This window comes from Pseudomonas sp. Pseusp49 (genome assembly GCF_059491875.1).
On record NZ_CP168514.1, the window covers coordinates 6,575,757 to 6,600,045 of the forward strand.

Here is a 24,289-nt window from a genome sequence, read left to right on the forward strand (position 1 = left end):
AAAATCAACAGCCGCTGCTGACCAGCGGTTATGCCTCTTCACCGTGCACGGTGGCGAGGACTTTACGGGCACCGCCATGATCGCGGTGCTCGCCCAGATAAACGCCTTGCCAGGTTCCCAACGCCAGCCGGCCTGCCGAAATCGGCAAACAGAGCTGACAGCCAAGCACGCTGGCCTTGAAGTGCGCCGGGAGGTCGTCCTGGCCTTCGTCGTTATGCTCATAGCCGTCTGCTCCTTGTGGGATCAGACGATTGAAAAACCGTTCGAAGTCGCGACGTACCGCCGGATCGGCGTTCTCGTTGATGGTCAACGACGCCGAGGTATGCTGCAGCCACAAATGCAACAGACCGACCCGACACGCCTTGAGTTCAGGCAGGCCGGCGAGTAACTCGTCCGTTACCAGGTGAAAGCCCCGGGGCCTCGCCCGCAAGGTAATCAGAGTCTGTTGCCACATACAGTTCTCCGCACGTTCGGGGCGCATTCTAGCGCGCTCTGGGAAAAAACAAAGGCCCTAATATTCCTTCAATCATGTAAGCCTTCGACCGCACAAAAACACCCGACGTAAACATCTTAAAACCTGTAGGAAAAAACCTTTCAGCGCACCCTTCAATGACAAATTTCAGACAAAAAAATGCCCGGCAAGCCGGGCAAGTTTTTTATGCGCGTGCTTACAAGTTGTAGCCGCGTTCGTTGTGAAGCGCCAGATCGATGCCGACCGCCTCTTCTTCTTCATTGATGCGCAGACCCATGACCGCATCCAGCACCTTGAGGATGATGTACGTGGCGATCGCGGTGTAGATCACCGTGAAACCTACGCCTTTGCACTGAATCCACACTTGTGCGGCGATGTCGGTCACGGTGCCGAAGCCACCCAGAGAGGGAGCTGCGAACACACCGGTCAGGATTGCACCGAGGATACCGCCGATACCGTGTACGCCGAAGGCGTCCAGGGAGTCGTCATAGCCGAGCTTGCGCTTCAGGGTGGTGGCGCAGAAGAAGCACACCACGCCAGCCGCCAGACCGATGACCAGCGCACCCATCGGGCCAACGGTGCCGGCAGCCGGGGTGATTGCCACCAGGCCGGCAACCACGCCCGAAGCGATACCCAGTGCGCTAGGTTTGCCATGGGTGACCCACTCGGCAAACATCCAGCCCAGCGCAGCAGCGGCAGTCGCGATTTGAGTGACCAGCATCGCCATACCGGCGGTACCGTTGGCCGCAGCGGCAGAACCGGCGTTGAAACCGAACCAGCCGACCCACAGCATGGCCGCACCCATCAGGGTATAACCGAGGTTGTGCGGTGCCATCGGCGTGGTCGGGAAGCCTTTGCGCTTGCCCAGCACCAGGCAGGCAATCAGACCGGCCACACCGGCGTTGATGTGCACCACGGTGCCGCCGGCGAAGTCCAGAACGCCCCAGTCCCACATCAGGCCGCCGTTGCCGGACCAGACCATGTGCGCAATCGGCGCGTAAACCAGGGTGAACCAGATGCCCATGAAGACCAGCATCGCGGAGAACTTCATCCGCTCGGCGAAGGCACCGACGATCAGCGCCGGCGTGATGATGGCGAAGGTCATCTGGAAGGTAATGAACACCGCTTCAGGGAACAGCGCCGCAGGACCGGTCAGGCTGGCTGGCGTGACACCGGCAAGGAATGCCTTGCCCATGCCGCCGAAGAACGAGTTGAAGTTGACGACGCCCTGCTCCATGCCGGTGGTGTCGAACGCGATGCTGTAGCCATAAATGACCCACAGGACGCTGATCAGACCAGTAATGGCGAAGCACTGCATCATCACGGAAAGAATGTTTTTCGACCGGACCATGCCGCCGTAGAACAGCGCGAGGCCGGGAATGGTCATGAACAGCACCAAGGCTGTAGAGGTCAACATCCAGGCGGTGTCGCCGGAGTTGAGGACCGGGGCCGCCACTTCGTCTGCCGCCAAAGCAAGGCTGGGCATTACGATGGACAACAGGGCTCCTAGCCCTGCGAATTTACGCAGAGTCATATTGTTTTCTCCTGGGGCGTTGGGTTTGTGGCGGCTTAGATAGCGTCGGTATCGGTTTCGCCGGTACGGATGCGAATCGCCTGTTCCAGATTGACCACGAAGATCTTGCCGTCACCGATCTTGCCGGTGTTGGCCGCCTTGGTGATGGCCTCGATTACCCGGTCCAGATCCTTGTCGTCGATGGCGACATCGATCTTCACTTTGGGCAGGAAATCGACCACGTATTCCGCGCCGCGATACAGCTCGGTGTGCCCCTTCTGCCGGCCAAAGCCTTTGACTTCAGTGACGGTAATGCCCTGCACGCCGATCTCGGACAGCGACTCGCGTACGTCGTCCAGCTTGAACGGCTTGATGATGGCAGTGACTAGCTTCATGAAAACTCTCTCCCGAATTGGTGGACTTGCCCCAGGAAAACAAACCCGACTCAAGTCTAAGCGCAGTGCCTGGCTTTGTAACGCATCGTCGGCCTTACCTGCCCGTCCGACGCCAGCTAACCGCTCCTTGCGAAGCACTCCCCGTGATTCGCCTGGCGCACTGCATTCGTCACAGCGACTGCATCAGTGCATGGGTCACCAGCATCTAAGCAGAAAGCTTGCCATCTCCACAAAACTGACTGTTTTCAAGCCTTTACCGGCGGATGGCGGATACTTCGCGACAACACCCGGCACGTTACGCACAACAACGGTGCGACGCCGTCCGTCCCGATGCGCGAAAACCGTGCACCCCTTGCCCGCGCAAATGACTATAGACACTGCGTGATACACTGCCCGTCATTGTTTCCAGGACATTGCCCATGCTCGCGCCAAAAGACCTCCTCGACGCCCTGACCGGCACCGCCTCCCGCCTCTTCAGCGGTGACACCCCCCTGCCGAAAGCCGAAATCGAAAGCCAGTTCAAAATGTTGCTGCAGAGCGGCTTCAGCAAGCTGGATCTGGTGAGCCGGGAAGAGTTCGATAGCCAGATGGTTGTACTGGCACGCACGCGGGCGCGGCTGGAGGCTCTTGAAACGAAGGTCGCGGAGATGGAAGCGAAGCTCAATCCGCCAACCGAGTAACCCATCAATCCCGCTTTGAAACACAGCCCCCTGTAGGAGCTGCCGAAGGCTGCGATCTTTTGATCCCAAGCCCCGCAAAAATCCCGGCAACGTCCTACAAACATCACACCGCCGTCCGATTGCGTCGCCAGGTATCCGGTCTCTAAGCTCATCCCCGCTGAATGTTCAGCACTGGGTTTGGCGACCTGGAAAAACCCCGACGCACTACGACCACATTCGAAATAGGGAGTTTCTCCCCATCTTGAGTTATGGCAGCTGTGCGTGGGAGACCTTAAGGTCTGCCGGTTTTTCGGGCGTCACCGGTTCGCCAACCCGCGCATGGCTGCCACCCTTTTCGTTTGGCGACGATCAGAGGCAGTTTCTCTTCACTCGACCCCGAGAACTGCACGATGGAAGAAAACTACCTAACCCCTCACATCTTCACCCGCCATAAACACCACCTCCACGCCCTCCTCCTGCAAAACCAACCCTGGTTCAGCGCCCGCGACCTAGGCCGACTACTACGCATCCACCTCAACGACCGCCAACTCCGAAAACTCGATCCCGACCAATACCAAACCACCAAAACCCTCATCCACGGTCACATCGAAAACACCCTGCTGATCAGCGAATCCGGTGTCTACGCCATGCTCGTCTACCACTACTGCCCCGAATACCGAGCCTTGCGTGAATGGCTCACCCACGAAGTCGTCCCCGCCCTGCGAGACACCCAACACCCCGCCACAACCGAACGCCCACAACTGAGCCTGCTCAATTGGCCGGAAATGTCGTTGAGCCTGCTGCACTGGAATAACCAGCCGTGGATTCGACTGCAAGATGTGCCGCAGGTGCTGCCTGATCAGGGGACTTCAAAGCCTGCTATCAGTGCGCCTTGGTGGAAAAGAGCCGCGAAGATGCTTCACGCAGTTTGAGTAAAACCCCACGCTTTGGCGTGGGGGTCAGCCAAAATTCCGGAGTAGTGTCCAGACAGATTGATAACTTTTGAGCCATATCAGCACTGACACCCCGACGCTGGAGCACGATGTCGTTCACCGTAGGTGTCGACACATTCAACACCTCCAGGCAAATACCCGGTGGAGTTCGAAGATCTACGTGGGGGCGAGACTGCTCGCGATAAAGTCGAAACGACCTTCAGATTGACCTGTAGGAATTGCCGCAGGCTGCGGTATTCAAGCCCGCAAGAATCCCGGCAACTTCCTACGAAGATCTCATTCGCCGTCCGATTGCGCGGCAAAGCTCCGATTCCTAAGCTCACTCCCAGCTGATTAGACAGCATCGGGTTTGGGTACTCGAACAGCACCCGACGCACCGTGACCACGTTCGAACCAGTGATTTATTCCTTTTTCGAATTATGGACGTGCATGGAAGACCTTCGGACCTGCCAGTGTTTCCGCAGGCTCCGGTTCGCCAATCCGCTTGAAAAAATTTAAGTCCATGTTACATGGCTTAGATCATAGTTTGTGATGAGCACAACTTCTTAAATGGAATGCTATTACAACACCACAAGGAGCAACACCCATGAAAATTTCCAGGTCTTTAATTGCGGCTTTCGCGATGACTATATCCCACATAAGTTCAGCTGTAGCTGGGCCACCTGTAACAGTTACATTCAAGAATCTTGGAACACAGATTGCTACCTATACCCCTATAACTAACAACGAAGCTATAACAAAAGCAAACGCATCACCTGCCCCACAAACGTCCGTGACTGCAAATGGCTCGGATACGTACGACATACAAAGCCAGATATCACCTAATTACAACCATGCTAATTTACGATATCAAATCGGCAATAAGGAATGTGTTTATTTAGCGACATTTGTGACTACTCCTGGCTTTGGCGCAAGTAAAATTCCAAAGTGGAGAAATACGGCCACGCCCAGTGGCGGGGCGACCTGCACCATAAAGGTAACTAAAACAAATCCGTCCACCTATGCCTGGTCAGTAGTAATCACAATGAAGTAAAGCATTTAGCGAGCCTTAATTGGCTTGTAAGATTTTGCTAAAGCATCAACAGCCGTTAGGCAGCCTATCATATTTTAGTCCTCGAACAGGGAGTGGCAAAAAATGGTTAATTCGCTAAACAACTTTGCAACTAGCAGCAGCCAAGCACCGGCTGGAACAAAAAAATTGACAGCGACTCCCGGCAAAAACCCAGGTGTGTACCAAAGCACATCCCAAGGCCCACTTGGCAACGCACGAGATAGCAGTACCGTTTCCACGCTAGCGAGCCAATTGAGCGAAGCCTCAGTACGAGCACAGGCGCGGGATGCACGCCTGACCAGAACGGAACTGAGTTCGATGGCTAACAATACATTCAACGAATTGGAGGGCACTCATTATACTGCCAACAAAGCAAATCACGACTCAGAAGTTCCCAACACAGATAATACCGAATTATTAGCGCGCGCCAAAAGTGCGACAAAGTATACAAACGGGCTCGGCAAAAATCCATTTTCGGGCATGCCCAGGGATCAACTTGCTTTAATTACTTACGATGACAGCGGCACCTTTACTGTCAATGAAAGACGGGCAGCATTGGAAGAATCAGCCAAACAAGAATTTGTATGGCGACAGAAAGTGGTGGCCGAAGCAGAATATGAATATAACAGCACCGGAAAACTCACCAAATTCTTCCAAAGCGTCCTTGATCATTACAAGGAGCTCCCCTTGGTGGAGCAAGCACAGTATCCCGACAACTATGAAACAAAACTGCAGGAGTGGATTGATTTGGACTTCAACTATTTCACGCATACTGCAGAAGGCAAAAACAAGCTGGATATCGAAAATTTCGTAAGTAAAGTGCTGACGGTCAGCAGCAGTTTATTTGTCAACACGAAACATTCCAAATAAACCGCTCAAACTAATCAACAACTTTTCAATCCACTCGAGCATTGCAATAGCTGCGGCGAGGGAGCTTACCCCCCCTCGCCATAGAGGCAAATACTTTGCCCGTCGCACTCTCGCAACATCCTGCGAACATTCCTTACTCACTCTGCACCGCCAATACTTCGCTGCCCGACTACCCTTCACACAACCGCAGGAAGCGGTCCAACGTCAGCTCAAGGAACGCCCATGTCCCTCTCCATCGTCCACAGCCGCGCCCAGGTCGGCGTGGAGGCACCCGCCGTCACCGTAGAAGTTCATCTGGCCAACGGCCTGCCATCCCTGACCATGGTCGGCCTGCCCGAGGCGGCGGTGAAGGAAAGCAAGGACCGGGTGCGCAGTGCGATCATCAATTCAGGGCTGCAATTTCCGGCGCGGCGGATCACGCTGAATCTGGCGCCGGCGGATTTGCCCAAGGATGGCGGGCGCTTCGATCTGGCGATTGCCCTGGGGATTCTTTCGGCCAGCGTGCAGGTGCCGACGCTGACACTGGATGACGTGGAATGTTTGGGAGAGTTGGCCCTGTCCGGTGCGGTACGGGCAGTTCGAGGGGTGTTGCCGGCGGCGTTGGCGGCGCGCAAGGCCGGGCGCTGGCTGATGGTGCCACGGGCGAACGCTGAGGAAGCGTGCCTGGCATCGGGACTGAAAGTGATTGCTGTTGACCATTTGCTGGAGGCCGTCGCGCACTTCAATGGGCATACACCGATCGAGCCTTATGCTTCCGATGGGCTGCTCTGCGCCAGCAAACCTTATCCCGACCTGAATGAAGTGCAAGGGCAGCTGGCGGCCAAACGTGCACTGCTGATTGCGGCGGCAGGCGCTCACAACCTGCTACTCAGTGGCCCCCCGGGGACCGGAAAAACCTTGCTGGCGAGTCGCTTGCCTGGGCTGCTCCCGCCGCTGACCGAAAGCGAGGCGCTGGAAGTCGCGGCGATTCAATCGGTCACCAGTTGTGCGCCCTTGCGTCACTGGCCACAGCGCCCCTTTCGCCAGCCCCATCACTCCGCCTCCGGCCCCGCTTTAGTGGGTGGTGGCTCGAAACCGCAACCGGGTGAAATTACCCTCGCCCACCACGGCGTCCTGTTTCTTGATGAGCTTCCCGAGTTTGAGCGCAGAGTATTGGAAGTCTTGAGGGAGCCAATGGAATCCGGGCATATCGTCATCTCGCGGGCGAAAGATCGCGTGCGCTTTCCGGCACGCTTTCAATTGGTGGCGGCAATGAATCCGTGTCCCTGTGGATATCTTGGCGAGCCAAGCGGGCGCTGCTCCTGCACGCCGGACATGGTGCAGCGTTATCGCAACAAGCTGTCGGGGCCGCTGCTCGATCGCATCGACCTGCATCTGACTGTCGCCCGGGAAGCCACGGCGTTGAATCCCAAAGTGAAGCCAGGCGAGAACAGCGCCAGTGCTGCGGTGCTTGTCGCCGAGGCTCGTGAGCGCCAGCAGAAGCGCCAGGGTTGTGCCAATGCGTTTCTCGATCTGCCGGGGCTGCGCCGGCACTGCGAGTTATCCACAGCCGATGAGAGTTGGCTGGAGTCCGCCTGTGAGCGGCTGACGCTGTCGCTGCGCTCGGCGCACCGATTGCTCAAGGTGGCTCGGACGCTGGCGGATCTGGAACAGGTTGATGAGATCAGTCGTGAGCATCTGGCGGAGGCGTTGCAGTATCGGCTGGCCACGCAGTAAGTATCGAAACCGAGTCGCTCCATTCGCGGGCAAGCCCGCTCCCACAGGTTCGGCGTCGTTTCCTGTGGGAGCGGGCTTGCTCGCGAAGACTAATTCAGCCGCACCTCAACGAAAGCGGTCAACCCCAGAGCGCAAAACCGCCGCCAGCCTCTCCTGCGGCTTCACCATTTCAGCTCAAGTGCACGACATCCGGCAACTCCATGGACCGGACTTCGTTTTGCAGAAAGTCGCTGAGCCGGCGCATGCGTTCTCCGCCGGGACGGGTTTTCGGCCACACGAGGTAGTAACACAAGCCGCTGGCCACCGCTGTCGGCCACGGCAGGCTCAAGCGTCCCTGGGCCACGTCCTCCGCGACCATCAGCAGATCGCCCATGGACACGCCATAGCCTCGCGCAGCGGCGATCATGCCCAGTTCCAGGGTGTCGAACACCTGCCCACCCTTGAGCGATACCTGTTCGGCCAGGCCCATGCGCTCCAGCCAGTTGCGCCAGTCGCGGCGGTCCGGCGTCGGGTGCAGCAACTCGGTGTTGCTCAGGCGCTCGACATCCCAGGGCTGGTCGCCCCGCAGGTTGGGCGCGCCGACCGGGATCAACTCCTCGGGGAACAGGTAACTCGCTTCCCAGTCCGGAGGGAAATGTCCGTTGCTTAACAGCACCGCACAGTCGAACGGCTCGTCGTTGAAATCCACGGAATCGACGTCCATCCACGCACTGGTCAGCTGCACTTCGTTGCCCGGTTGCAGATGGCGGAAGCGACTGAGGCGCGCCAGCAACCAGCGCATGGTCAGGGTCGACGGGGCTTTCATGCGCAGGATGTCGTCTTCGGCGCGCAAGGTATTGCAGGCGCGCTCCAGGGCGGTGAAACCCTCGCGAATACCCGGCAACAGCAAGCGGGCCGACTCGGTCAGTTGCAGGTTGCGACCACTGCGGTGAAACAGGCGGCAGGCAAAATGCTCTTCGAGCGTACGAATATGTCGGCTGACCGCACTTTGGGTAATCGACAGTTCTTCCGCGGCCCGGGTAAACGACGTGTGTCGCGCCGCCGCTTCAAATGCGCGCAAGGCATATAAGGGAGGAAGACGACGCGACATCAGGAAAGCTCCTACAGCGGTTTTTGGATACCCTAGCAGAAACTATCCTGCATGAGTTTGAATCATGCTACCCATCCTTTTTATCCCTTTGTGCAAACGCCGCAGAGCGCCGAGAATCGACGCTTTCCTGTCCACTTCCAGAATCGAGCGTGATGACCATGCAGCATCCAGCACGTACTGAACTCTGGGCCATCCTGCGGCTGGCGGGGCCGCTGATTGCCTCGCAGTTGGCGCACATGCTGATGGTCCTCACCGACACCCTGATGATGGCGCGCCTGAGCCCCGAGGCGCTGGCCGGTGGCGGGCTCGGCGCGGCGACCTATTCGTTCGTGTCGATCTTCTGCATCGGCGTGATTGCTGCCGTCGGCACTCTGGTGGCGATCCGTCAGGGAGCCGGTGACATTCTCGGGGCGACCCGGCTGACCCAGGCCGGGTTGTGGCTGGCATGGCTGATGGCGCTGGTCGCCGGTTTGCTGCTGTGGAACCTCAAACCGGTGTTGCTGCTGTTCGGCCAGACCGAAAGCAATGTCCAGATGGCCGGGCAGTTCTTGATCTTCCTGCCGTTCGCCCTGCCCGGCTACCTGAGCTTCATGGCCCTGCGCGGGTTCACCAGCGCCATTGGCCGTGCGACACCGGTGATGGTCATCAGCCTGGGCGGGACCGTGGCCAACTTCCTGCTCAACTATGCGCTGATTACCGGCATGTTCGGCCTGCCGAAGCTGGGGCTGATGGGCATCGGGCTGGTCACGGCGATTGTCGCCAACCTGATGGCCCTGGCGCTGGCGTGGCACATTCGTCGGCATCCGGCTTATGAGGCCTATCCGCTGCGTCAGGGCCTGTCACGCCTGAACCGCCAGTACCTGAAGGAGTTGTGGCGTCTGGGCCTGCCGATTGGCGGCACCTACGCAGTGGAAGTCGGGCTGTTTGCCTTCGCCGCGCTGTGCATGGGCACCATGGGCAGCACGCAACTGGGTGCCCACCAGATCGCCCTGCAAATCGTCTCGGTGGCGTTCATGGTGCCGGCGGGGATTTCCTACGCGATCACCATGCGCATCGGTCAGCACTACGGCGCCGGGCACCTGCTGGATGCGCGGCTGGCCGGGCGGGTCGGCATTGCGTTCGGGGCGGCGGCGATGCTGGGTTTCGCCATGGTCTTCTGGCTGTTGCCGAATCAGTTGGTCGGTCTGTTCCTCGATCATAACGACCCGGCGTTCCGCGATGTCATCAACCTCGCCGTAAGCCTGCTGGCGGTGGCGGCATGGTTCGAGCTGTTCGACGGCACGCAAACCATTGCCATGGGCTGCATCCGCGGGCTCAAGGATGCCAAGACCACGTTCCTGGTGGGCCTGGGCTGCTATTGGCTGATTGGCGCTCCGGCGGCGTGGTGGATGGCGTTCCATTTGGACTGGGGGCCAACGGGTGTCTGGTGGGGCCTGGCGCTGGGCCTGGCGTGTGCGGCGGTGAGCCTGACGCTGGGGTTTGAGTGGAAGATGAAGCGGATGATCAAGCGCGAGCCTTCGGTACAAGGCAGTTTTCAGGTGATTCAATCGGATTAGGGTCAAAAGATCGCAGCCTTCGGCAGCTCCTACAGGGCTGCGATCTTTTAAATGGCCTCGACGATGCTCTGTTGGTCAGAGCCAAACATCAGATATTCCACCAACTCGGCCAGCGGCAATGGCTTGCTGATCAAATACCCCTGCACCTGATCGCACTCGAACCCACGCAGCAGATCCAGTTGCTCCGGTGTTTCCACACCTTCGGCGACCACCTCAAGGTTGAGGTTGTGCGCCAGGTTGATCATCGCGTGAACCAGTTTGCGGTTTTCCTCGCGCTGCTCCATACCACCGACAAAGCTCTTGTCGATCTTCAGCAAAGTGATCGGCAGGCTGTTGAGGTGCACGAACGACGAGAACCCGGTGCCAAAGTCGTCGAGAGAGAAGCGCACACCGAGGCGCCCGAGGGCGTCCATGGTCTGCTTGACCAGGTCGCTGCGGCGCATGACCGCCGTTTCGGTCAGTTCGAACTCCAGCCACTGCGCCTCGACACCGCGCTCGGCAATCAGGCGACTCAGGGTCGAGAGCAACTGACTGTCCTGGAACTGCCGGAACGACAGGTTGATCGCCATGTGCAACGGCGGCAAACCCAGCTCAAGCAGCGCCTGCATGTCGCGCAGGGCCCGGGAAATCACCCAGTAGCCCAGCGGCACGATCAGGCCGCTTTGCTCGGCCAGCGGCACGAATTCGCTCGGTGGCAGCAAGCCGCGCTCGGCATGGCGCCAGCGCACCAACGCTTCGAGGCCGACGATCTGTCCGTCTTCAAGGTTCAGGCGTGGCTGGTAGTGCAATTCCAGCTCATCGCGGCGCAGTGCCCGGCGCAGTTCGGTTTCGAGGTCGGCGATGCTGCGGGCATTGCGATTGATGCGCTCGTTGAAAATGTGAAAGGTGCAACCTTGCGTGCTTTTGGCCTGCTGCATGGCGATGTGCGCGTGCCACATCAGCGGGTCCGCGCCGGCCTGGGCCCGGGCGTGGGCAATGCCCAGGCTGGAGCCGATCAACAAGCTTTCGCCGTCGATCCAATAGGGCTCGGCCAGTGCTTCGCTGATGCGCTCGGCCATCCACTCGGCACGCTGGGGAGCGCGACGGGTGTCGATCAACAGCGCGAATTCATCGCTGCCCAGGCGTGCCAGTTGATCGCCGGCTTCAAGCTGGCTCTTGAGCCGCGCCACCACTTGCAGGATCAGGCGGTCACCGGCCTGATGGCCGAGGGCGTCATTGGCATAACGAAAGTTGTCGAGGTCGAGATGACCGAGGGCCAGGCCGCGACCGTCGTTTTCCGCCAGCCGCGCCGTCAACAGGGTCTGAAAGCCCTGGCGATTGGCGATGCCGGTGAGCGGATCTTGCTCGGCCAGGCGTTGCAGGGTGTTTTCCAGCACGCCACGTTCGCGCACATGGCGCAGGCAACGGCGCAACATGCCCGGATCGAGATGATCGCGCACCAGCCAGTCACTTACACCGTCGGGCGGGGTCAGCGGCTCATGGTCGAGCAGCAACACCGTCGGCAGGCTGCAACGGCCCGGCGCCGGTTGAAGTTGCGGGATGGTCAATAACACCGCGCTGCGGTTGTCATCGAACAGGCTGCTGACCGACTCCCAACTCGGCGCGCTGATGAGCACGGCCGAGCTCCCCATCGGAGCCAGACACTCGCGCAACAACGCTGCCCACGCTGGCTCTTCGGCCAGTAGCAGCAAACGCAAGGGTTCGACAGGCGTAGACAAGCTAGCTCCCTAGACTCTGCAAAGATGTAGGCGACGGGCATTATGCCGTCCCGATGACCAATGACAATGACATCAGTTATCAAAACGAGCCCTTTGTATCCGGAATTACGAACATTAGCCGCAAATTCGTTGCGCATCCTGCGTGAAAGTAACAAAACCGGCAATTACAGATAGCGCGGTACGTCACAAGTCGGACAGAGCAGCACAATTCGCTGAGCCTGTTAAAATGCCGGCCCATTTCGTGACTGACTCCTGAATTTACCTATGTCCCGACTCAATCCCCGGCAGCAAGAAGCCGTGAGCTACGTCGGCGGCCCTCTTTTGGTGCTCGCCGGTGCAGGCTCCGGCAAGACCAGTGTGATCACGCGCAAAATCGCGCACCTGATCCAGAACTGCGGCATCCGCGCCCAGTACATCGTCGCCATGACCTTTACCAACAAGGCCGCCCGCGAGATGAAGGAACGGGTCGGCACCCTGCTGCGTGCCGGTGAAGGTCGCGGGCTGACGGTCTGCACCTTCCACAACCTGGGCCTGAACATCATCCGCAAGGAACACGTGCGGCTGGGCTACAAACCGGGCTTCTCGATCTTCGACGAGACCGACGTCAAAGCCCTGATGACCGACATCATGCAGAAGGAATACTCGGGCGACGACGGTGTCGACGAGATCAAGAACATGATCGGCGCCTGGAAAAACGACCTGATCCTGCCGGCCCAGGCCCTGGAAAACGCGCGCAATCCCAAGGAGCAGACCGCCGCCATCGTCTACACCCACTACCAGCGCACGCTCAAGGCGTTCAACGCAGTGGACTTCGACGACCTGATCCTGCTGCCGGTGAAGCTGTTCGAAGAACACGCCGACATCCTGGAAAAGTGGCAGAACAAGGTGCGTTACCTGCTGGTGGACGAATACCAGGACACCAACGCCAGCCAGTATTTGCTGGTGAAAATGCTCATCGGCAAGCGCAACCAGTTCACCGTGGTGGGCGACGATGACCAGTCGATCTACGCCTGGCGCGGCGCACGACCGGAAAACCTGATGCTGCTCAAGGAAGACTACCCGTCCTTGAAAGTGGTGATGCTGGAGCAGAACTACCGCTCCACCAGCCGCATCCTGCGCTGCGCCAACGTGCTGATCTCGAACAACCCCCACGAATTCGAAAAGCAGCTGTGGAGTGAAATGGGCCACGGCGACGAGATCCGCGTGATCCGCTGCCGCAACGAGGACGCCGAGGCCGAGCGTGTGGCCATGGAAATCCTCAGCCTGCACTTGCGCACCGACCGCCCGTACAGCGATTTCGCGATCCTCTATCGCGGCAACTACCAGGCCAAGCTGATCGAGCTGAAATTGCAGCACCACCAGGTGCCGTATCGCCTGTCCGGCGGCAACAGCTTTTTCGGCCGTCAGGAAGTGAAAGACCTGATGGCCTACTTCCGCCTGATCGTGAACCCGGATGACGACAACGCCTTCCTGCGGGTGATCAACGTGCCGCGCCGCGAGATCGGCTCGACCACGCTGGAGAAGCTCGGCAACTACGCCACCGAGCGCAAGATCTCGATGTACGCCGCCACCGACGAAATCGGCCTGGGCGAGCATCTGGACAGCCGCTTCACCGATCGCCTGTCGCGCTTCAAGCGCTTCATGGACAGGGTTCGCGAGCAGTGCGCCGGCGAAGACCCGATCTCCGCCCTGCGCAGCATGGTCATGGACATCGACTACGAGAACTGGCTGCGCACCAACAGCTCCAGCGACAAGGCCGCCGACTACCGCATGGGTAACGTGTGGTTCCTGATCGAGGCGCTGAAGAACACCCTGGAAAAAGACGAAGAAGGCGAAATGACCGTCGAGGACGCCATCGGCAAACTCGTCCTGCGTGACATGCTCGAGCGTCAGCAGGAAGAGGAAGACGGTGCCGAAGGCGTGCAGATGATGACCTTGCATGCGTCCAAGGGCCTGGAATTCCCCTACGTGTTCATCATGGGCATGGAGGAGGAAATCCTCCCGCACCGTTCCAGCATCGAAGCCGACACCATCGAAGAAGAGCGTCGCCTGGCCTACGTGGGCATCACCCGCGCGCGCCAGACCCTGGCCTTCACCTTCGCGGCCAAGCGCAAGCAGTACGGCGAGATCATCGATTGCGCGCCGAGCCGCTTCCTCGATGAGTTGCCACCGGACGATCTGGCCTGGGAAGGCAACGACGACACACCGACCGAAGTCAAAGCCGTGCGGGGCAACAACGCATTGGCGGATATACGCGCGATGTTAAAGCGCTAGAATTGACCACTTTTATATGACCTTCGGCGCACAGGCGCCAAAAGAGGACAGCTTCATGGAAGCCCTGCACCAGAAAATTCGCGAACAAGGCATTGTGCTTTCCGACCAGGTCCTGAAGGTCGACGCCTTTCTGAACCACCAGATCGACCCGGCCCTGATGAAGCTGATCGGCGACGAATTCGCCACGCTGTTCAAGGACTCGGGCATCACCAAGATCGTCACCATCGAAGCCTCGGGCATCGCCCCGGCGATCATGACCGGCCTGAACCTCGGCGTGCCGGTGATCTTCGCCCGCAAGCACCAGTCCCTGACCCTCACCGAAAACCTGCTGTCGGCGACCGTTTACTCGTTCACCAAGCAGACCGAAAGCACCGTGGCCATCTCCCCGCGCCACCTGACCAGCAGCGACCGCGTGCTGATCATCGATGACTTTTTGGCCAACGGTAAGGCGTCCCAGGCGCTGATTTCGATCATCAAGCAGGCCGGCGCGACCGTGGCGGGCCTGGGCATCGTGATCGAGAAGTCGTTCCAGGGCGGCCGTGCGGAGCTGGATTCGCAGGGTTATCGCGTGGAGTCGTTGGCTCGCGTGAAGTCGCTGGCCGATGGTGTCGTGACCTTTATCGAGTAAGCCGCCACACCGCAATTCCCTCTGTGGGAGCGGGCTTGCTCGCGAAGGCGGTGTGTCAGTCAAAAATCAGTCGACTGACACACCGCCTTCGCGAGCAAGCCCGCTCCCACATTTGATTTATGTTGGCTGTAATTGCGCGGTGGCCTTGAGGCCGGTGAGCAGCAACCGCTGATACAACTCCTCCTTCAGCCCCTCCGGGTTGGCCAGCTGCATGCGTTCCAGATGCTCCGGGAACGCTGCTGCCTCCGGCGCATCCAGCGCTGCCTTGCCCAGCTCCAGCACCTCGCTCAGCTTGAACTTGCTCTTGAGCCAGTTCAGCGCCCGCAACACATCTCGCTCGACCTCGGTGAAATCACAGCCCAGCGGATACTCCGGAAAAAGCCGCGAATGCCGCGCCTGGATCTCCTGCAAACGCTGCGGAGTGTTATCGGCAAAGCGTGGATCGAGACAGAAGTCCTTGGGCAATTTGCCGACCTTCTGCGCCTGTTCAATCAACCCCGACTGAAAACGCGAGTCGCTGATATTGAGCAAGGCTTCGATCACCGCCGCATCGGTTTTGCCACGAAGATCGGCGATGCCATATTCGGTCACCACCATGTCCCGCAAATGCCGGGGAATCGTGCAGTGGCCATACTCCCAGACGATGTTCGAGCTGACGTCGCCGCCGGACTCACGCCAGCTGCGCAGCAGCAGCACCGAGCGCGCACCCTGCAGCGCATGCCCCTGAACCACGAAGTTGTACTGCCCGCCTACGCCGCTGAGCACACGTCCGTCTTCGAGCTGATCCGCCACCGCGGCACCGAGCAAGGTCACGGTGAACGCAGTGTTGATGAACCGCGCATCCAGGCGCTGCAAGCGCTTGAGTTCTTCCTGGCCGTAGAGCTCGTTGATGTAGCTGATGCGGGTCATGTTGAATTCGTGCCGCTTGTTTTGTGGCAATTCACGCAAGCGTTCGTAGTAGCTGCGCGGACCGAGGAAAAAACCGCCGTGCACCGAGATGCCATCGGTTTGCGCAGGCTCGTCGAGGGTGCCGGCATTCGCCTGCTGCTGGGTCGCCACGTCCGGATAAACCTTGCGCCGCACGATTCCGGCATCGGCCAGTACCAACAAGCCGTTGACGAACATTTCGCTACAGCCATACAGGCCTTTGGCGAACGGTTCGATACCGCCCTCGCGTTCGATCAGTTGCGCCCAGTAGCTGAGGTTTACGTCGGCCAGCAACGCCTTGTAAGCATCGTTATCCGCTTGCCGCGTCAGCAGCGCCGCCGTCAGCGCATCGCCCATGGAACCGATGCCGATCTGCAAGGTGCCACCGTCACGCACCAGGGTGCTGGCATGCAAGCCGATGAAATGGTCCTGGCACCCCACCGGCATGTTCGGCGTGGAAAACAGTGTGGTGTGGTCTTTCTCATCGATCAGCAGGTCGAAGGTGTCGATGCCGAGTTCCGCATCGCCGGGCATGTAAGGCAGATCGTTGTGCACCTGGCCGACCATCAGGATGGTTGCTCCGGCGGCGCGACGCTTGGCGATCATCGGCAACAGGTCGAGGGTGATGTCGGGGTTGCAGCTCAGGCTCAAGCGGTCGGGATGCTCGGCATGGCTGGCCACCAGTTGCGCCACCAGGTTCAACCCGGCGGCGTTGATGTCCCGCGCCGCATGGCTGTAGTTGCTGCTGACGTAATCCTGCTGCGCCGTGGCACTATTGAGCAGGCTGCCGGGCTGCATGAAAAATTGCTGGATGTGGATGTTGCCCGGGAGTTGATCGCGACGCAGGTCGGCGAGGAAATCCAGCTCCGGATAATCGCCGAACACCCGCTCGACAAAGGGTTCGAGGAAGCGCTTTTGCAATCCGTCGCCCAAGGGCGGGCGGCCCAGGCACAACGCGGTGTAGATCGTCAGCCGCCGCTCAGGCAACTGTGCGATTCGTCGATACAGCGCATTGACGAAGTGATTGGGTTTGCCCAACCCCAGAGGCAGGCCCATGTGGATATGCGTCGGCAACCTTGCCAGGACGTCATCGACTGCCTGTTCGATAGAGCACAGCTGAACCATCGGATCCTCCCTCACGTTCCATGACTTGGGTTTGGACCGAGATTGCCGGGTCTTTGCTGCAATGAACAGCCTGTACCGGCCAACCGCCCGACACAAATACCTCTGTAGGAGCTGCCGCAGGCTGCGATCTTTAGATGTTGATCATAAAAAAGATCGCAGCCTGCGGCAGCTCCTACAGGGAACCGACAGGCACAAAAAAGCCGCTCGAAAGCGGCTTTTCGGCAGCAAGATGAAGGCTTATTTCAGGCCGGACATCTTCTGGATGGCGCCTTTGAGTTCGGCATCGGAGCAGTCGGCGCAGGTGCCTTTAGGCGGCATCGAATTGATACCGGTAATGGCCTTGGCCAGGATGCCGTCGAGGCCGCCCTGGTGATCGGCACGTTCTTTCCAGGCGGCGGCATCACCAATTTTCGGCGAGCCCATCAGGCCTGTACCGTGGCAAGCGTTGCAATGTTTTGCAATTACTTCATCCGGGGTTTTTGCACCGCCACCGCCGCCGGAGGCAGCGGCCACTTCCATGCCCTTGCACTCTTTACCCTGAACACAAACCTGGCCGACTGGCTCAAGGCGTTTGGCGATATCGTCGTTGGTCGCAGCCTGAGCGCTGACACTGACAGCCCATAGGGCCAATACGGTTGCTGGTGCAGCCAGCATTTTCATAATTAGGTTCACGCGTTCACCCTCAATGGTGGCTAGTCACGCCTACGGCCACGGTTCGCAGGCGGGCGCAAGTATAGCGGTAAGCCCGTCGCACTGAAACAACCCCAAAGTCGCAAGGGTCTTAGGCTGCGGCGGAAAAACGGCCCGGGCGCCTCTGCGATGCTGGCAGGACGCCTCTTTTCTTAGAAATTCGCCGGCGTGGCTGCGCTGATTAGTCGCGCAGGCGCATCGAACGGATTCCGGAAACGGTGTGGCTTGGTACTTTCAAAGTAGTAGCTATCACCGGCTTCGAGTACAAAAGTTTCGAGACCGACCACCAGTTCCAGTTTTCCTTCGACCAGGATGCCGGTTTCCTCACCCTCATGGGTGAGCATCTCGTCACCGGTGTCGGCGCCTGGCGGATAGATTTCATTGAGGAATGCGATAGCCCGGCTCGGGTGCGCCCGGCCGACCAGTTTCATGGTCACGGCGCCATCGGAAATATCGATCAGCTCGTTGGCCTTGTAGACGATCTGGGTCGGCTTTTCCTGCAGGATTTCTTCGGAAAAGAACTCGACCATGGACATGGGAATCCCGCCCAACACCTTGCGCAACGAACTGATCGAAGGGCTCACGCTGTTCTTTTCGATCATCGAAATGGTGCTGTTGGTGACGCCCGCCCGTTTGGCGAGCTCACGCTGGGAAAGGCCTTTGAGCCTACGGATGGATTGCAGTCGTTCACCGACGTCCAAAGCTTGCGCCTCCAGGATTCAAGATTATTGGAATAGTGGACGTTATCATGGCGACAGCGTTCAGTATTTACAACACCTTGACCTGAATCCTGCTCAGCGAGGCGACTTCCGGTCTGGAGCCTTGCGCACTAAGCCCCGGAATAGAGCAGTGGCACTCGGCGCAGGTTGCAGAAAATCTGGTAAGGAATCGTCCCGGCTGCCATGGCTACATCGCTGGCAAGGATGTTTTTGCCCCACAACTCGACGGTCGAACCGAGACCGGCCTGCGGCACGTCGGTCAGGTCGATGCAGAGCATGTCCATCGACACCCGGCCGATCAACTGGCTGCGCTGCCCGGCAACCAGCACGGGGGTGCCGGTCGGTGCCAGGCGCGGGTAGCCGTCGGCGTAACCCAAGGCCACCACACCAATGCGCATCGGTTTGGGCGTGATGAATCTGGCGCCGTAACCGACTGGCTCGCCAGCCGGCAGTTCGCGGACACTGATGACTTTCGACTCAAGGGTCATCACGGGTTGCAGGCGTGAGGCAACTTCATTGGCCTCTTCGAACGGCGTGGCGCCATAGAGCATGATGCCGGGACGTACCCAATCGCTCGGAATCTGCGGCCAACCGAGCACCGCCGGCGAGTTGCGCAGGCTGACCTCGGCGGTCAAGCCCTTGCGCGCTGCTTCAAATACCGCCACCTGATCGGCACTGGCTTGTTCGTGCAGTTCATCGGCACGCGCAAAGTGGCTCATCAGCACGACCTTCGCGACCTTGCCGCTGGCCAGCAGCCGTTGATAGGCCGCCTGATAATCCGCCGGATGCAGCCCCACGCGGTGCATGCCCGAATCGAGCTTCAGCCACACGGTGATCGGCTTGCTCAACGCCGCTTTTTCGATGGCTTCGAGTTGCCACAGCGAATGCACCACGCACCAGAAATCATGTTCGACGATCAGCGCCAGTTCATCGGCTTCGAAAAAACCTTCCAGCAGCAGGACCGGTGCACGAATGCCCGCCGCCCGCAGTTCCAGCGCCTCTTCGATACAGGCCACGGCAAACCCGTCCGCCTCGGTTTCCAGCGCCTGGGCGCAACGCACCGCGCCATGGCCATAGGCATCGGCCTTGATCACCGCGAGGGCTTTGGCCCCCGTGAGCTCACGGGCGATTCGGTAGTTGTTGCGCAGGGCTTGAAGATCGATCAGGGCACGGGCAGGACGCATGGCGGCAGACTTCTGGTCGGGTTATCGGGAAGAAAAACCGGCGCTGGCTGACAGCGTGAACCACCAACAGCGCCGGGAGAGGGATCTTTTCTGACAGGCTTATGGCAGAGCGGCTACAACCGACAGCTCGACCAGGATTTCCGGTTCGCACAATTTCGCTTCAACGGTGGCACGGGCCGGGGCGACGCCTTTTGGCAGCCAGTTGTCCCACACCGCGTTCATGCCTTCGAAATGCGCATCGATGTCTTTCAGGTAAATCGTCACCGACAGCAGGTTGTGCTTGTCGGTGCCGGCCAGATCGAGCAAACGCTCGATGTTGGCGAGGGCTTCACGGGTCTGCTGTTCAATCCCGGCGTTCATGTCGTCGCCTACCTGTCCGGCCAGGTAAACCGTGCCGTTATGGGTGACGATCTGACTCATGCGCTCATTGGTGAGCTGGCGCTGGACTGACATGCTTTGCAGACTCCTGGGTTTTGTTGCCGTAACGGGAAATATCGAGGCCTTCGGCGCTGATCTGCGGCTTTTTCTTCGCCATCAGGTCGGCCAGCAAACGGCCGGAGCCGCAAGCCATGGTCCAGCCGAGCGTGCCGTGACCGGTGTTCAGGAACAGGTTCTTGAACGGCGTGGCACCAACAATCGGCGTGCCGTCCGGGGTGGTCGGACGTAGACCGGTCCAGAAGCTGGCCTGGGCCAGATCACCGCCCTGAGGATAAAGATCGTTGACGATCATCTCCAGGGTTTCCCGGCGACGCGGGTTCAGCGACAGGTCAAAACCGGCGATTTCAGCCATGCCGCCGACGCGGATGCGGTTGTCGAAACGGGTGATCGCGACCTTGTAGGTCTCGTCGAGAATGGTCGAGGTCGGGGCCATTGCCGAGTTGGTGATCGGCACGGTCAGGGAGTAGCCCTTGAGCGGGTACACCGGCGCCTTGATCCCCAGCGGCTTGAGCAGTTGCGGCGAATAGCTGCCCAGGGCCAGCACGTAGCGGTCGGCGGTTTCCAGCTTGCCGTCGATCCATACGCCGTTGATGCGGTCACCGGCGAAGTCTAGGCGCTGAATGTCCTGGCCGAAACGGAATTGCACACCGAGGTTCGCAGCCATTTCTGCGAGCTTGGTGGTGAACATCTGGCAGTCGCCAGTCTGATCGTTCGGCAGGCGCAGGGCACCGGCGAGGATGTCGGTCACGCTGGCCAGCGCTGGCTCGACGCGAGCTATGCCTTCACGGTCGAGCAGTTCGAACGGCACGCCGGACTCTTTCAGCACGGCGATGTCTTTCGCGGCGCCGTCCAGTTGAGCCTGGGTGCGGAACAGTTGGGTGGTGCCGAGGCTGCGGCCTTCGTAGGCGATGCCGGTTTCGGCACGCAGTTCATCGAGGCAGTCACGGCTGTACTCGGACAGACGGACCATGCGCTCCTTGTTCACCGCATAACGGCTGGCGGTGCAGTTGCGCAGCATCTGTGCCATCCACAGGTACTGGTCGATGTCGGCAGTGGCCTTGATTGCCAGGGGCGCGTGGCGCTGCAACAGCCACTTGATGGCCTTGAGTGGCACACCCGGTGCGGCCCACGGCGAGGCATAACCCGGCGAGACCTGCCCGGCGTTGGCGAAACTGGTCTCCATGGCAGCAGCCGGCTGCCGGTCGACGACCACCACTTCAAACCCGGCACGGGCCAGATAATAAGCACTGGTGGTACCGATGACGCCGCTGCCCAAGACCATGACGCGCATTTTCATATCCCTCATCGCGGCTAACCGCTGACGTTTGTTGTTCAGAGCTTTAGATGCGCGCAGTGTAAAAAAGATTTGCCAGTGCATTTCACTATATAAGCGCCTATATTTGGCGACAATTCTCGGCAAAAACCCTTTTCACGGAGGCGCATCCCCTATGCGTACCAACACTCAGACCAAACGTGAGCTGGACAAGATCGACCGCAACATCCTGCGGATCCTGCAAGCGGACGGGCGGATTTCCTTTACCGAGCTTGGGGAAAAGGTCGGGCTCTCGACCACGCCCTGTACTGAGCGGGTCCGGCGTCTGGAGCGCGAGGGGATCATCATGGGCTACAACGCCAGGCTGAATCCGCAACACCTGAAGGGGAGTCTGCTGGTGTTCGTCGAGATCAGCCTGGATTACAAATCCGGCGATACGTTCGAAGAGTTCCGACGTGCGGTGCTGAAATTGCCCCATGTACTGGAATGTCATCTGGTGTCAGGGGATTTCGACTACCTGGTGAAGGCGCGGATTTCCGAGATGGCCTCGTACCGCAAGTTGCTGGGCGACATCCTGCTCAAGCTGCCCCATGTGCGCGAGTCCAAGAGTTACATCGTGATGGAAGAGGTGAAAGAGAGCCTGACGTTGCCGATTCCCGATTGAGATTGGCGGTGTCTGTTCAGCCGCTTTCGCGAGCAAGCCCGCTCCCACAGTTAATCCGTGTCGAACATAAACTTTGTGTTCACTGAAGATCCAATGTGGGAGCGGGCTTGCTCGCGAAGGCAGCGACTCGATCTATCTAGACCAACACCTGCCGTGTACTGGCCATATACTCGAACACCTGCTTCTCCACCCGCGGATGAATCAACTCCACCGGCCCGCGCCCATTGGGGCACGGCAAGGTCTTGGTGGTACCGAACAACCGGCAGATCAGCGGCCGCTCGTCATACACCGTGCAACCATTCGGCCCCAGATGCACACAGTTGAGCTCTTCCATCGCGGCATCCTGCTCGGCGCGCGTCTTGCGCGGCAGGCGCGACATTTCTTCCGGCGAGGTGGTCACCGGCCCGCAGCAGTCATGGCAGCCGGGCACACACTCGAATGAGGGAATCTGTTGGCGCAATGTGCGGATTGTCTGGCTGTTGCAGCTCATTGCAGCGGTGACCCAAAGCGGAATAGAGCGCGATTCTGACGCAAAAGCCGCGATCCAGACAGCACCACCCGACCAATGTTGCCCGTCCGGGAAGGTCCGGCTTATGCTCCGTCAAATTTTCTAAACGCAAGAATCAGGAACACGCACATGCCCCCCGTGCTCAACAGCCTGCTCTGAACCACACCGCGTCCTACTACGCTGCCACCAGCCTGCCGCAGCCCGAACTTCCGGTGCTCAAAGGCGAAGTGCTGGCCGATGTCTGTGTAGTGGGCGGCGGTTTTTCGGGGTTGAACACGGCTCTTGAGCTGGCCGAACGCGGGTTCAGCGTGGTGTTGCTTGAGGCCCACAGAATGGGTTGGGGCGCCAGTGGACGCAATGGCGGGCAGCTGATTCGCGGCGTCGGCCACGGCCTTGATCAGTTCACCAACGTCATCGGTGCCGAAGGCGTGCGGCAAATTAAACTCATGGGCCTGGAGGCCGTGGAAATCGTCCGGCAACGGGTCGAGCGCTTCCAGATCCCCTGCGACCTGACCTGGGGTTACTGCGACCTCGCCAACAAGCCACGCGACCTTGAAGGGTTCGCCGAGGATGCCGAAGAACTGCGCAGCCTCGGATATCGCTACGAAACCCGTTTGTTGCAAGCCAATGAGATGCACACCGTGGTCGGCTCCACACGGTACGTCGGCGGCCTGATCGATATGGGCTCGGGGCACCTGCACCCACTGAATCTGGTCCTGGGTGAAGCGGCGGCGGCGCAACGACTGGGGGTCCGACTGTTCGAACGGTCGGCCGTGACCCGCATCGACTATGGCCCCGAGGTCAAGGTCCATACCGCCGAGGGCTCGGTGCGCGCCAAGACCCTGGTGCTGGGCTGCAACGCCTACCTCAACAACCTCAACCCGGAACTCAGCGGTAAGGTCCTGCCCGCCGGAAGCTACATCATCGCCACCGAACCACTGAGCGAGGAGCAGGCCCACGCCCTGCTGCCGCAGAACATGGCGGTCTGTGACCAACGGGTGGCGCTGGACTACTACCGGCTTTCGGCGGACCGGCGCCTGCTGTTTGGCGGCGCCTGCCATTACTCCGGCCGCGACCCGAAAGACATCGCCGCGTACATGCGTCCGAAAATGCTCGAAGTTTTCCCGCAGTTGAGCGCAGTGAAGATCGAGTACCAATGGGGCGGCATGATCGGCATCGGCGCCAACCGCCTGCCGCAGATCGGGCGGCTCAAGGATCAGCCGAATGTGTATTACGCCCAGGCCTATTCCGGTCATGGCGTGAATGCCACGCACCTGGCCGGCAAGCTGCTGGCCGAAGCCATCAGCGGCCAGCACAGCGGCGGCTTCGATCTGTTCGCCCGGGTGCCGCACATCACCTTCCCCGGCGGCAAGCATTTGCGCTCGCCGTTGCTGGCGCTGGGGATGTTGTGGCATCGGCTTAAAGAATTGGTCTAATCGCACTGTGCAGGAGCTGCCGCAGGCTGCGATCTTTTGACTTTGCCTTTTTAAAGAACAAGATCAAAAGATCGCAGCCTGCGGCAGCTCCTACAGGGGATGGTTACTGTCTCCAGAAGGGTTTTAGTCCCTCCTCCCGCGCCTGCTCCCGTGTCAGTCCGATATCCTTGAGCTGGTCGGGGGTCAGCGACAGCAACGCCTTGCGCGTGTGCAGCCGGCGCCAGAACTGATCCCAACGACTCTGACCGGACGACGCATTGTGCATGCCCGCCTCCCGCGCGCCGTTGTTCTGCCCTGTCGCCAGTTCCTGACTGTGTAATGTCAGCCGCACATCGCTCAAACCGTTCATCTTGGATGCTCCTGTTTACTTGGGTAGCCAGAGGTTCCATGATGCGTGGGCGCACAAAAGCATTACAGATTCAAAGCAACT

The 24,289-nt window shown here is 59.5% G+C and carries 23 protein-coding genes and 1 pseudogene; 10 read left to right on the plus strand and 14 right to left on the minus strand.

Going from position 1 to position 24,289, the window contains the following annotated elements:
• Nucleotides 1-28: 28 nt before the first annotated feature.
• From ACEN83_RS29470 to glnK, 3 genes are all read right to left on the minus strand, one after another.
• Entirely contained in the window at nucleotides 29-454 is a 426-nt protein-coding gene (locus ACEN83_RS29470; protein WP_015097344.1) for a secondary thiamine-phosphate synthase enzyme YjbQ, read from the minus strand.
• A 214-nt stretch (nucleotides 455-668) separates the two neighbouring features.
• Nucleotides 669-2,006, minus strand: a complete 1,338-nt coding sequence (locus ACEN83_RS29475; RefSeq protein WP_102699675.1) for an ammonium transporter — start codon at nucleotides 2,004-2,006, stop codon at nucleotides 669-671.
• A 35-nt stretch (nucleotides 2,007-2,041) separates the two neighbouring features.
• Nucleotides 2,042-2,380, minus strand: coding sequence for a P-II family nitrogen regulator (glnK, locus tag ACEN83_RS29480; protein WP_002555808.1), 339 nt, complete (start codon nucleotides 2,378-2,380; stop codon nucleotides 2,042-2,044).
• Nucleotides 2,381-2,799: 419 nt separating this feature from the next.
• Here glnK and ACEN83_RS29485 point away from each other — a divergent pair, with 419 nt between their 5' ends.
• Nucleotides 2,800-3,060 carry an accessory factor UbiK family protein gene (locus tag ACEN83_RS29485; RefSeq protein ID WP_258682922.1) on the plus strand — a complete coding sequence of 87 codons (261 nt, stop codon included), beginning with the start codon at nucleotides 2,800-2,802 and terminating at the stop codon, nucleotides 3,058-3,060.
• A gap of 389 nt (nucleotides 3,061-3,449) precedes the next feature.
• Nucleotides 3,450-3,971 carry a BRO-N domain-containing protein gene (locus ACEN83_RS29490; RefSeq protein WP_495579065.1) on the plus strand — a complete coding sequence of 174 codons (522 nt, stop codon included), beginning with the start codon at nucleotides 3,450-3,452 and terminating at the stop codon, nucleotides 3,969-3,971.
• Nucleotides 3,972-3,999: 28 nt separating this feature from the next.
• On the opposite strand, the pseudogene ACEN83_RS29495 reads toward ACEN83_RS29490, so the two are convergent.
• Nucleotides 4,000-4,113: pseudogene (locus ACEN83_RS29495) on the minus strand (helix-turn-helix domain-containing protein); the annotation flags it as partial.
• A 465-nt stretch (nucleotides 4,114-4,578) separates the two neighbouring features.
• Here ACEN83_RS29495 and ACEN83_RS29500 point away from each other — a divergent pair.
• The 3 genes from ACEN83_RS29500 to ACEN83_RS29510 all read left to right on the plus strand — a co-directional run bounded on the left by ACEN83_RS29500 (nucleotide 4,579) and on the right by ACEN83_RS29510 (nucleotide 7,629).
• Complete coding sequence (locus tag ACEN83_RS29500) at nucleotides 4,579-5,025, plus strand: hypothetical protein (RefSeq protein WP_495579066.1); 447 nt, start codon at nucleotides 4,579-4,581, stop codon at nucleotides 5,023-5,025.
• A 102-nt stretch (nucleotides 5,026-5,127) separates the two neighbouring features.
• Nucleotides 5,128-5,913 carry a hypothetical protein gene (locus ACEN83_RS29505; protein ID WP_495579067.1) on the plus strand — a complete coding sequence of 262 codons (786 nt, stop codon included), beginning with the start codon at nucleotides 5,128-5,130 and terminating at the stop codon, nucleotides 5,911-5,913.
• 222 nt (nucleotides 5,914-6,135) lie between these two features.
• Complete coding sequence (locus ACEN83_RS29510; protein ID WP_495579068.1) at nucleotides 6,136-7,629, plus strand: YifB family Mg chelatase-like AAA ATPase; 1,494 nt, start codon at nucleotides 6,136-6,138, stop codon at nucleotides 7,627-7,629.
• Nucleotides 7,630-7,798: 169 nt separating this feature from the next.
• On the opposite strand, the gene ACEN83_RS29515 is transcribed toward ACEN83_RS29510, so the two are convergent.
• Nucleotides 7,799-8,719, minus strand: coding sequence for a LysR substrate-binding domain-containing protein (locus ACEN83_RS29515; RefSeq protein WP_015097348.1), 921 nt, complete (start codon nucleotides 8,717-8,719; stop codon nucleotides 7,799-7,801).
• Between the two features lie 158 nt (nucleotides 8,720-8,877).
• On the opposite strand from ACEN83_RS29515, the gene ACEN83_RS29520 reads away from it, so the two are divergent.
• Nucleotides 8,878-10,275, plus strand: coding sequence for a NorM family multidrug efflux MATE transporter (locus ACEN83_RS29520; RefSeq protein WP_495579069.1), 1,398 nt, complete (start codon nucleotides 8,878-8,880; stop codon nucleotides 10,273-10,275).
• A gap of 47 nt (nucleotides 10,276-10,322) precedes the next feature.
• On the opposite strand, the gene ACEN83_RS29525 is transcribed toward ACEN83_RS29520, so the two are convergent.
• Complete coding sequence (locus ACEN83_RS29525; protein ID WP_116579740.1) at nucleotides 10,323-11,993, minus strand: putative bifunctional diguanylate cyclase/phosphodiesterase; 1,671 nt, start codon at nucleotides 11,991-11,993, stop codon at nucleotides 10,323-10,325.
• Between the two features lie 264 nt (nucleotides 11,994-12,257).
• Between ACEN83_RS29525 and rep the strand changes: the two genes are divergently transcribed.
• The gene (gene rep / locus ACEN83_RS29530) at nucleotides 12,258-14,267 is read left to right on the plus strand and encodes a DNA helicase Rep (protein WP_007975144.1); all 2,010 of its coding nucleotides are present in this window, start codon (nucleotides 12,258-12,260) and stop codon (nucleotides 14,265-14,267) included.
• Nucleotides 14,268-14,322: 55 nt separating this feature from the next.
• A complete protein-coding gene (locus tag ACEN83_RS29535) occupies nucleotides 14,323-14,895 on the plus strand; it encodes a xanthine phosphoribosyltransferase (RefSeq protein ID WP_007975145.1) in 573 nt (190 codons plus the stop codon).
• A gap of 117 nt (nucleotides 14,896-15,012) precedes the next feature.
• Here ACEN83_RS29535 and ACEN83_RS29540 read toward each other — a convergent pair whose 3' ends face one another.
• The 6 genes from ACEN83_RS29540 to dadA all read right to left on the minus strand — a co-directional run bounded on the left by ACEN83_RS29540 (nucleotide 15,013) and on the right by dadA (nucleotide 21,269).
• Nucleotides 15,013-16,947 (minus strand): acetyl-CoA hydrolase/transferase C-terminal domain-containing protein, encoded by a 1,935-nt coding sequence (locus ACEN83_RS29540; RefSeq protein ID WP_495579070.1) that lies wholly within the window; start codon nucleotides 16,945-16,947, stop codon nucleotides 15,013-15,015.
• 237 nt (nucleotides 16,948-17,184) lie between these two features.
• The gene (locus tag ACEN83_RS29545; RefSeq protein WP_116579742.1) at nucleotides 17,185-17,607 is read right to left on the minus strand and encodes a c-type cytochrome; all 423 of its coding nucleotides are present in this window, start codon (nucleotides 17,605-17,607) and stop codon (nucleotides 17,185-17,187) included.
• 182 nt (nucleotides 17,608-17,789) lie between these two features.
• A complete protein-coding gene (locus ACEN83_RS29550; RefSeq protein WP_007975150.1) occupies nucleotides 17,790-18,338 on the minus strand; it encodes a cupin domain-containing protein in 549 nt (182 codons plus the stop codon).
• A 128-nt stretch (nucleotides 18,339-18,466) separates the two neighbouring features.
• Nucleotides 18,467-19,540, minus strand: coding sequence for an alanine racemase (gene alr / locus ACEN83_RS29555; RefSeq protein WP_495579071.1), 1,074 nt, complete (start codon nucleotides 19,538-19,540; stop codon nucleotides 18,467-18,469).
• 99 nt (nucleotides 19,541-19,639) lie between these two features.
• Nucleotides 19,640-19,993, minus strand: a complete 354-nt coding sequence (locus ACEN83_RS29560) for a RidA family protein (RefSeq protein ID WP_495579072.1) — start codon at nucleotides 19,991-19,993, stop codon at nucleotides 19,640-19,642.
• Nucleotides 19,965-21,269, minus strand: coding sequence for a D-amino acid dehydrogenase (dadA, locus tag ACEN83_RS29565; protein ID WP_007975154.1), 1,305 nt, complete (start codon nucleotides 21,267-21,269; stop codon nucleotides 19,965-19,967). Before dadA ends, ACEN83_RS29560 begins: the two co-directional genes overlap by 29 nt.
• 157 nt (nucleotides 21,270-21,426) lie before the next feature.
• On the opposite strand from dadA, the gene ACEN83_RS29570 reads away from it, so the two are divergent.
• A complete protein-coding gene (locus tag ACEN83_RS29570; RefSeq protein WP_007975155.1) occupies nucleotides 21,427-21,915 on the plus strand; it encodes an Lrp/AsnC ligand binding domain-containing protein in 489 nt (162 codons plus the stop codon).
• 136 nt (nucleotides 21,916-22,051) lie between these two features.
• On the opposite strand, the gene ACEN83_RS29575 is transcribed toward ACEN83_RS29570, so the two are convergent.
• A complete protein-coding gene (locus ACEN83_RS29575) occupies nucleotides 22,052-22,405 on the minus strand; it encodes a YkgJ family cysteine cluster protein (protein WP_007975156.1) in 354 nt (117 codons plus the stop codon).
• Between the two features lie 173 nt (nucleotides 22,406-22,578).
• Here ACEN83_RS29575 and ACEN83_RS29580 point away from each other — a divergent pair, with 173 nt between their 5' ends.
• Nucleotides 22,579-23,859, plus strand: a complete 1,281-nt coding sequence (locus ACEN83_RS29580) for an NAD(P)/FAD-dependent oxidoreductase (RefSeq protein WP_495580921.1) — start codon at nucleotides 22,579-22,581, stop codon at nucleotides 23,857-23,859.
• A gap of 103 nt (nucleotides 23,860-23,962) precedes the next feature.
• Here the strand turns inward: ACEN83_RS29580 and ACEN83_RS29585 are convergent, their stop codons facing one another.
• Entirely contained in the window at nucleotides 23,963-24,208 is a 246-nt protein-coding gene (locus ACEN83_RS29585; RefSeq protein WP_116579745.1) for a DUF1127 domain-containing protein, read from the minus strand.
• Nucleotides 24,209-24,289 lie beyond the last annotated feature (81 nt).

Coding starts and splice junctions, on each gene's coding strand:
- ACEN83_RS29585 (WP_116579745.1), bottom strand. CDS start 24,208: ATGAACGGTTTGAGCGATGTGCGGCTGACATTACACAGTCAGGAACTG.
- ACEN83_RS29510 (WP_495579068.1), top strand. CDS start 6,136: ATGTCCCTCTCCATCGTCCACAGCCGCGCCCAGGTCGGCGTGGAGGCA.
- ACEN83_RS29470 (WP_015097344.1), bottom strand. CDS start 454: ATGTGGCAACAGACTCTGATTACCTTGCGGGCGAGGCCCCGGGGCTTT.
- ACEN83_RS29575 (WP_007975156.1), bottom strand. CDS start 22,405: ATGAGCTGCAACAGCCAGACAATCCGCACATTGCGCCAACAGATTCCC.
- dadA (WP_007975154.1), bottom strand. CDS start 21,269: ATGCGCGTCATGGTCTTGGGCAGCGGCGTCATCGGTACCACCAGTGCT.
- ACEN83_RS29485 (WP_258682922.1), top strand. CDS start 2,800: ATGCTCGCGCCAAAAGACCTCCTCGACGCCCTGACCGGCACCGCCTCC.
- ACEN83_RS29540 (WP_495579070.1), bottom strand. CDS start 16,947: ATGGTTCAGCTGTGCTCTATCGAACAGGCAGTCGATGACGTCCTGGCA.
- ACEN83_RS29545 (WP_116579742.1), bottom strand. CDS start 17,607: ATGAAAATGCTGGCTGCACCAGCAACCGTATTGGCCCTATGGGCTGTC.
- ACEN83_RS29515 (WP_015097348.1), bottom strand. CDS start 8,719: ATGTCGCGTCGTCTTCCTCCCTTATATGCCTTGCGCGCATTTGAAGCG.
- ACEN83_RS29520 (WP_495579069.1), top strand. CDS start 8,878: ATGCAGCATCCAGCACGTACTGAACTCTGGGCCATCCTGCGGCTGGCG.
- ACEN83_RS29505 (WP_495579067.1), top strand. CDS start 5,128: ATGGTTAATTCGCTAAACAACTTTGCAACTAGCAGCAGCCAAGCACCG.
- ACEN83_RS29500 (WP_495579066.1), top strand. CDS start 4,579: ATGAAAATTTCCAGGTCTTTAATTGCGGCTTTCGCGATGACTATATCC.
- alr (WP_495579071.1), bottom strand. CDS start 19,540: ATGCGTCCTGCCCGTGCCCTGATCGATCTTCAAGCCCTGCGCAACAAC.
- ACEN83_RS29475 (WP_102699675.1), bottom strand. CDS start 2,006: ATGACTCTGCGTAAATTCGCAGGGCTAGGAGCCCTGTTGTCCATCGTA.
- ACEN83_RS29535 (WP_007975145.1), top strand. CDS start 14,323: ATGGAAGCCCTGCACCAGAAAATTCGCGAACAAGGCATTGTGCTTTCC.
- glnK (WP_002555808.1), bottom strand. CDS start 2,380: ATGAAGCTAGTCACTGCCATCATCAAGCCGTTCAAGCTGGACGACGTA.
- rep (WP_007975144.1), top strand. CDS start 12,258: ATGTCCCGACTCAATCCCCGGCAGCAAGAAGCCGTGAGCTACGTCGGC.
- ACEN83_RS29570 (WP_007975155.1), top strand. CDS start 21,427: ATGCGTACCAACACTCAGACCAAACGTGAGCTGGACAAGATCGACCGC.
- ACEN83_RS29490 (WP_495579065.1), top strand. CDS start 3,450: ATGGAAGAAAACTACCTAACCCCTCACATCTTCACCCGCCATAAACAC.
- ACEN83_RS29560 (WP_495579072.1), bottom strand. CDS start 19,993: ATGTCAGTCCAGCGCCAGCTCACCAATGAGCGCATGAGTCAGATCGTC.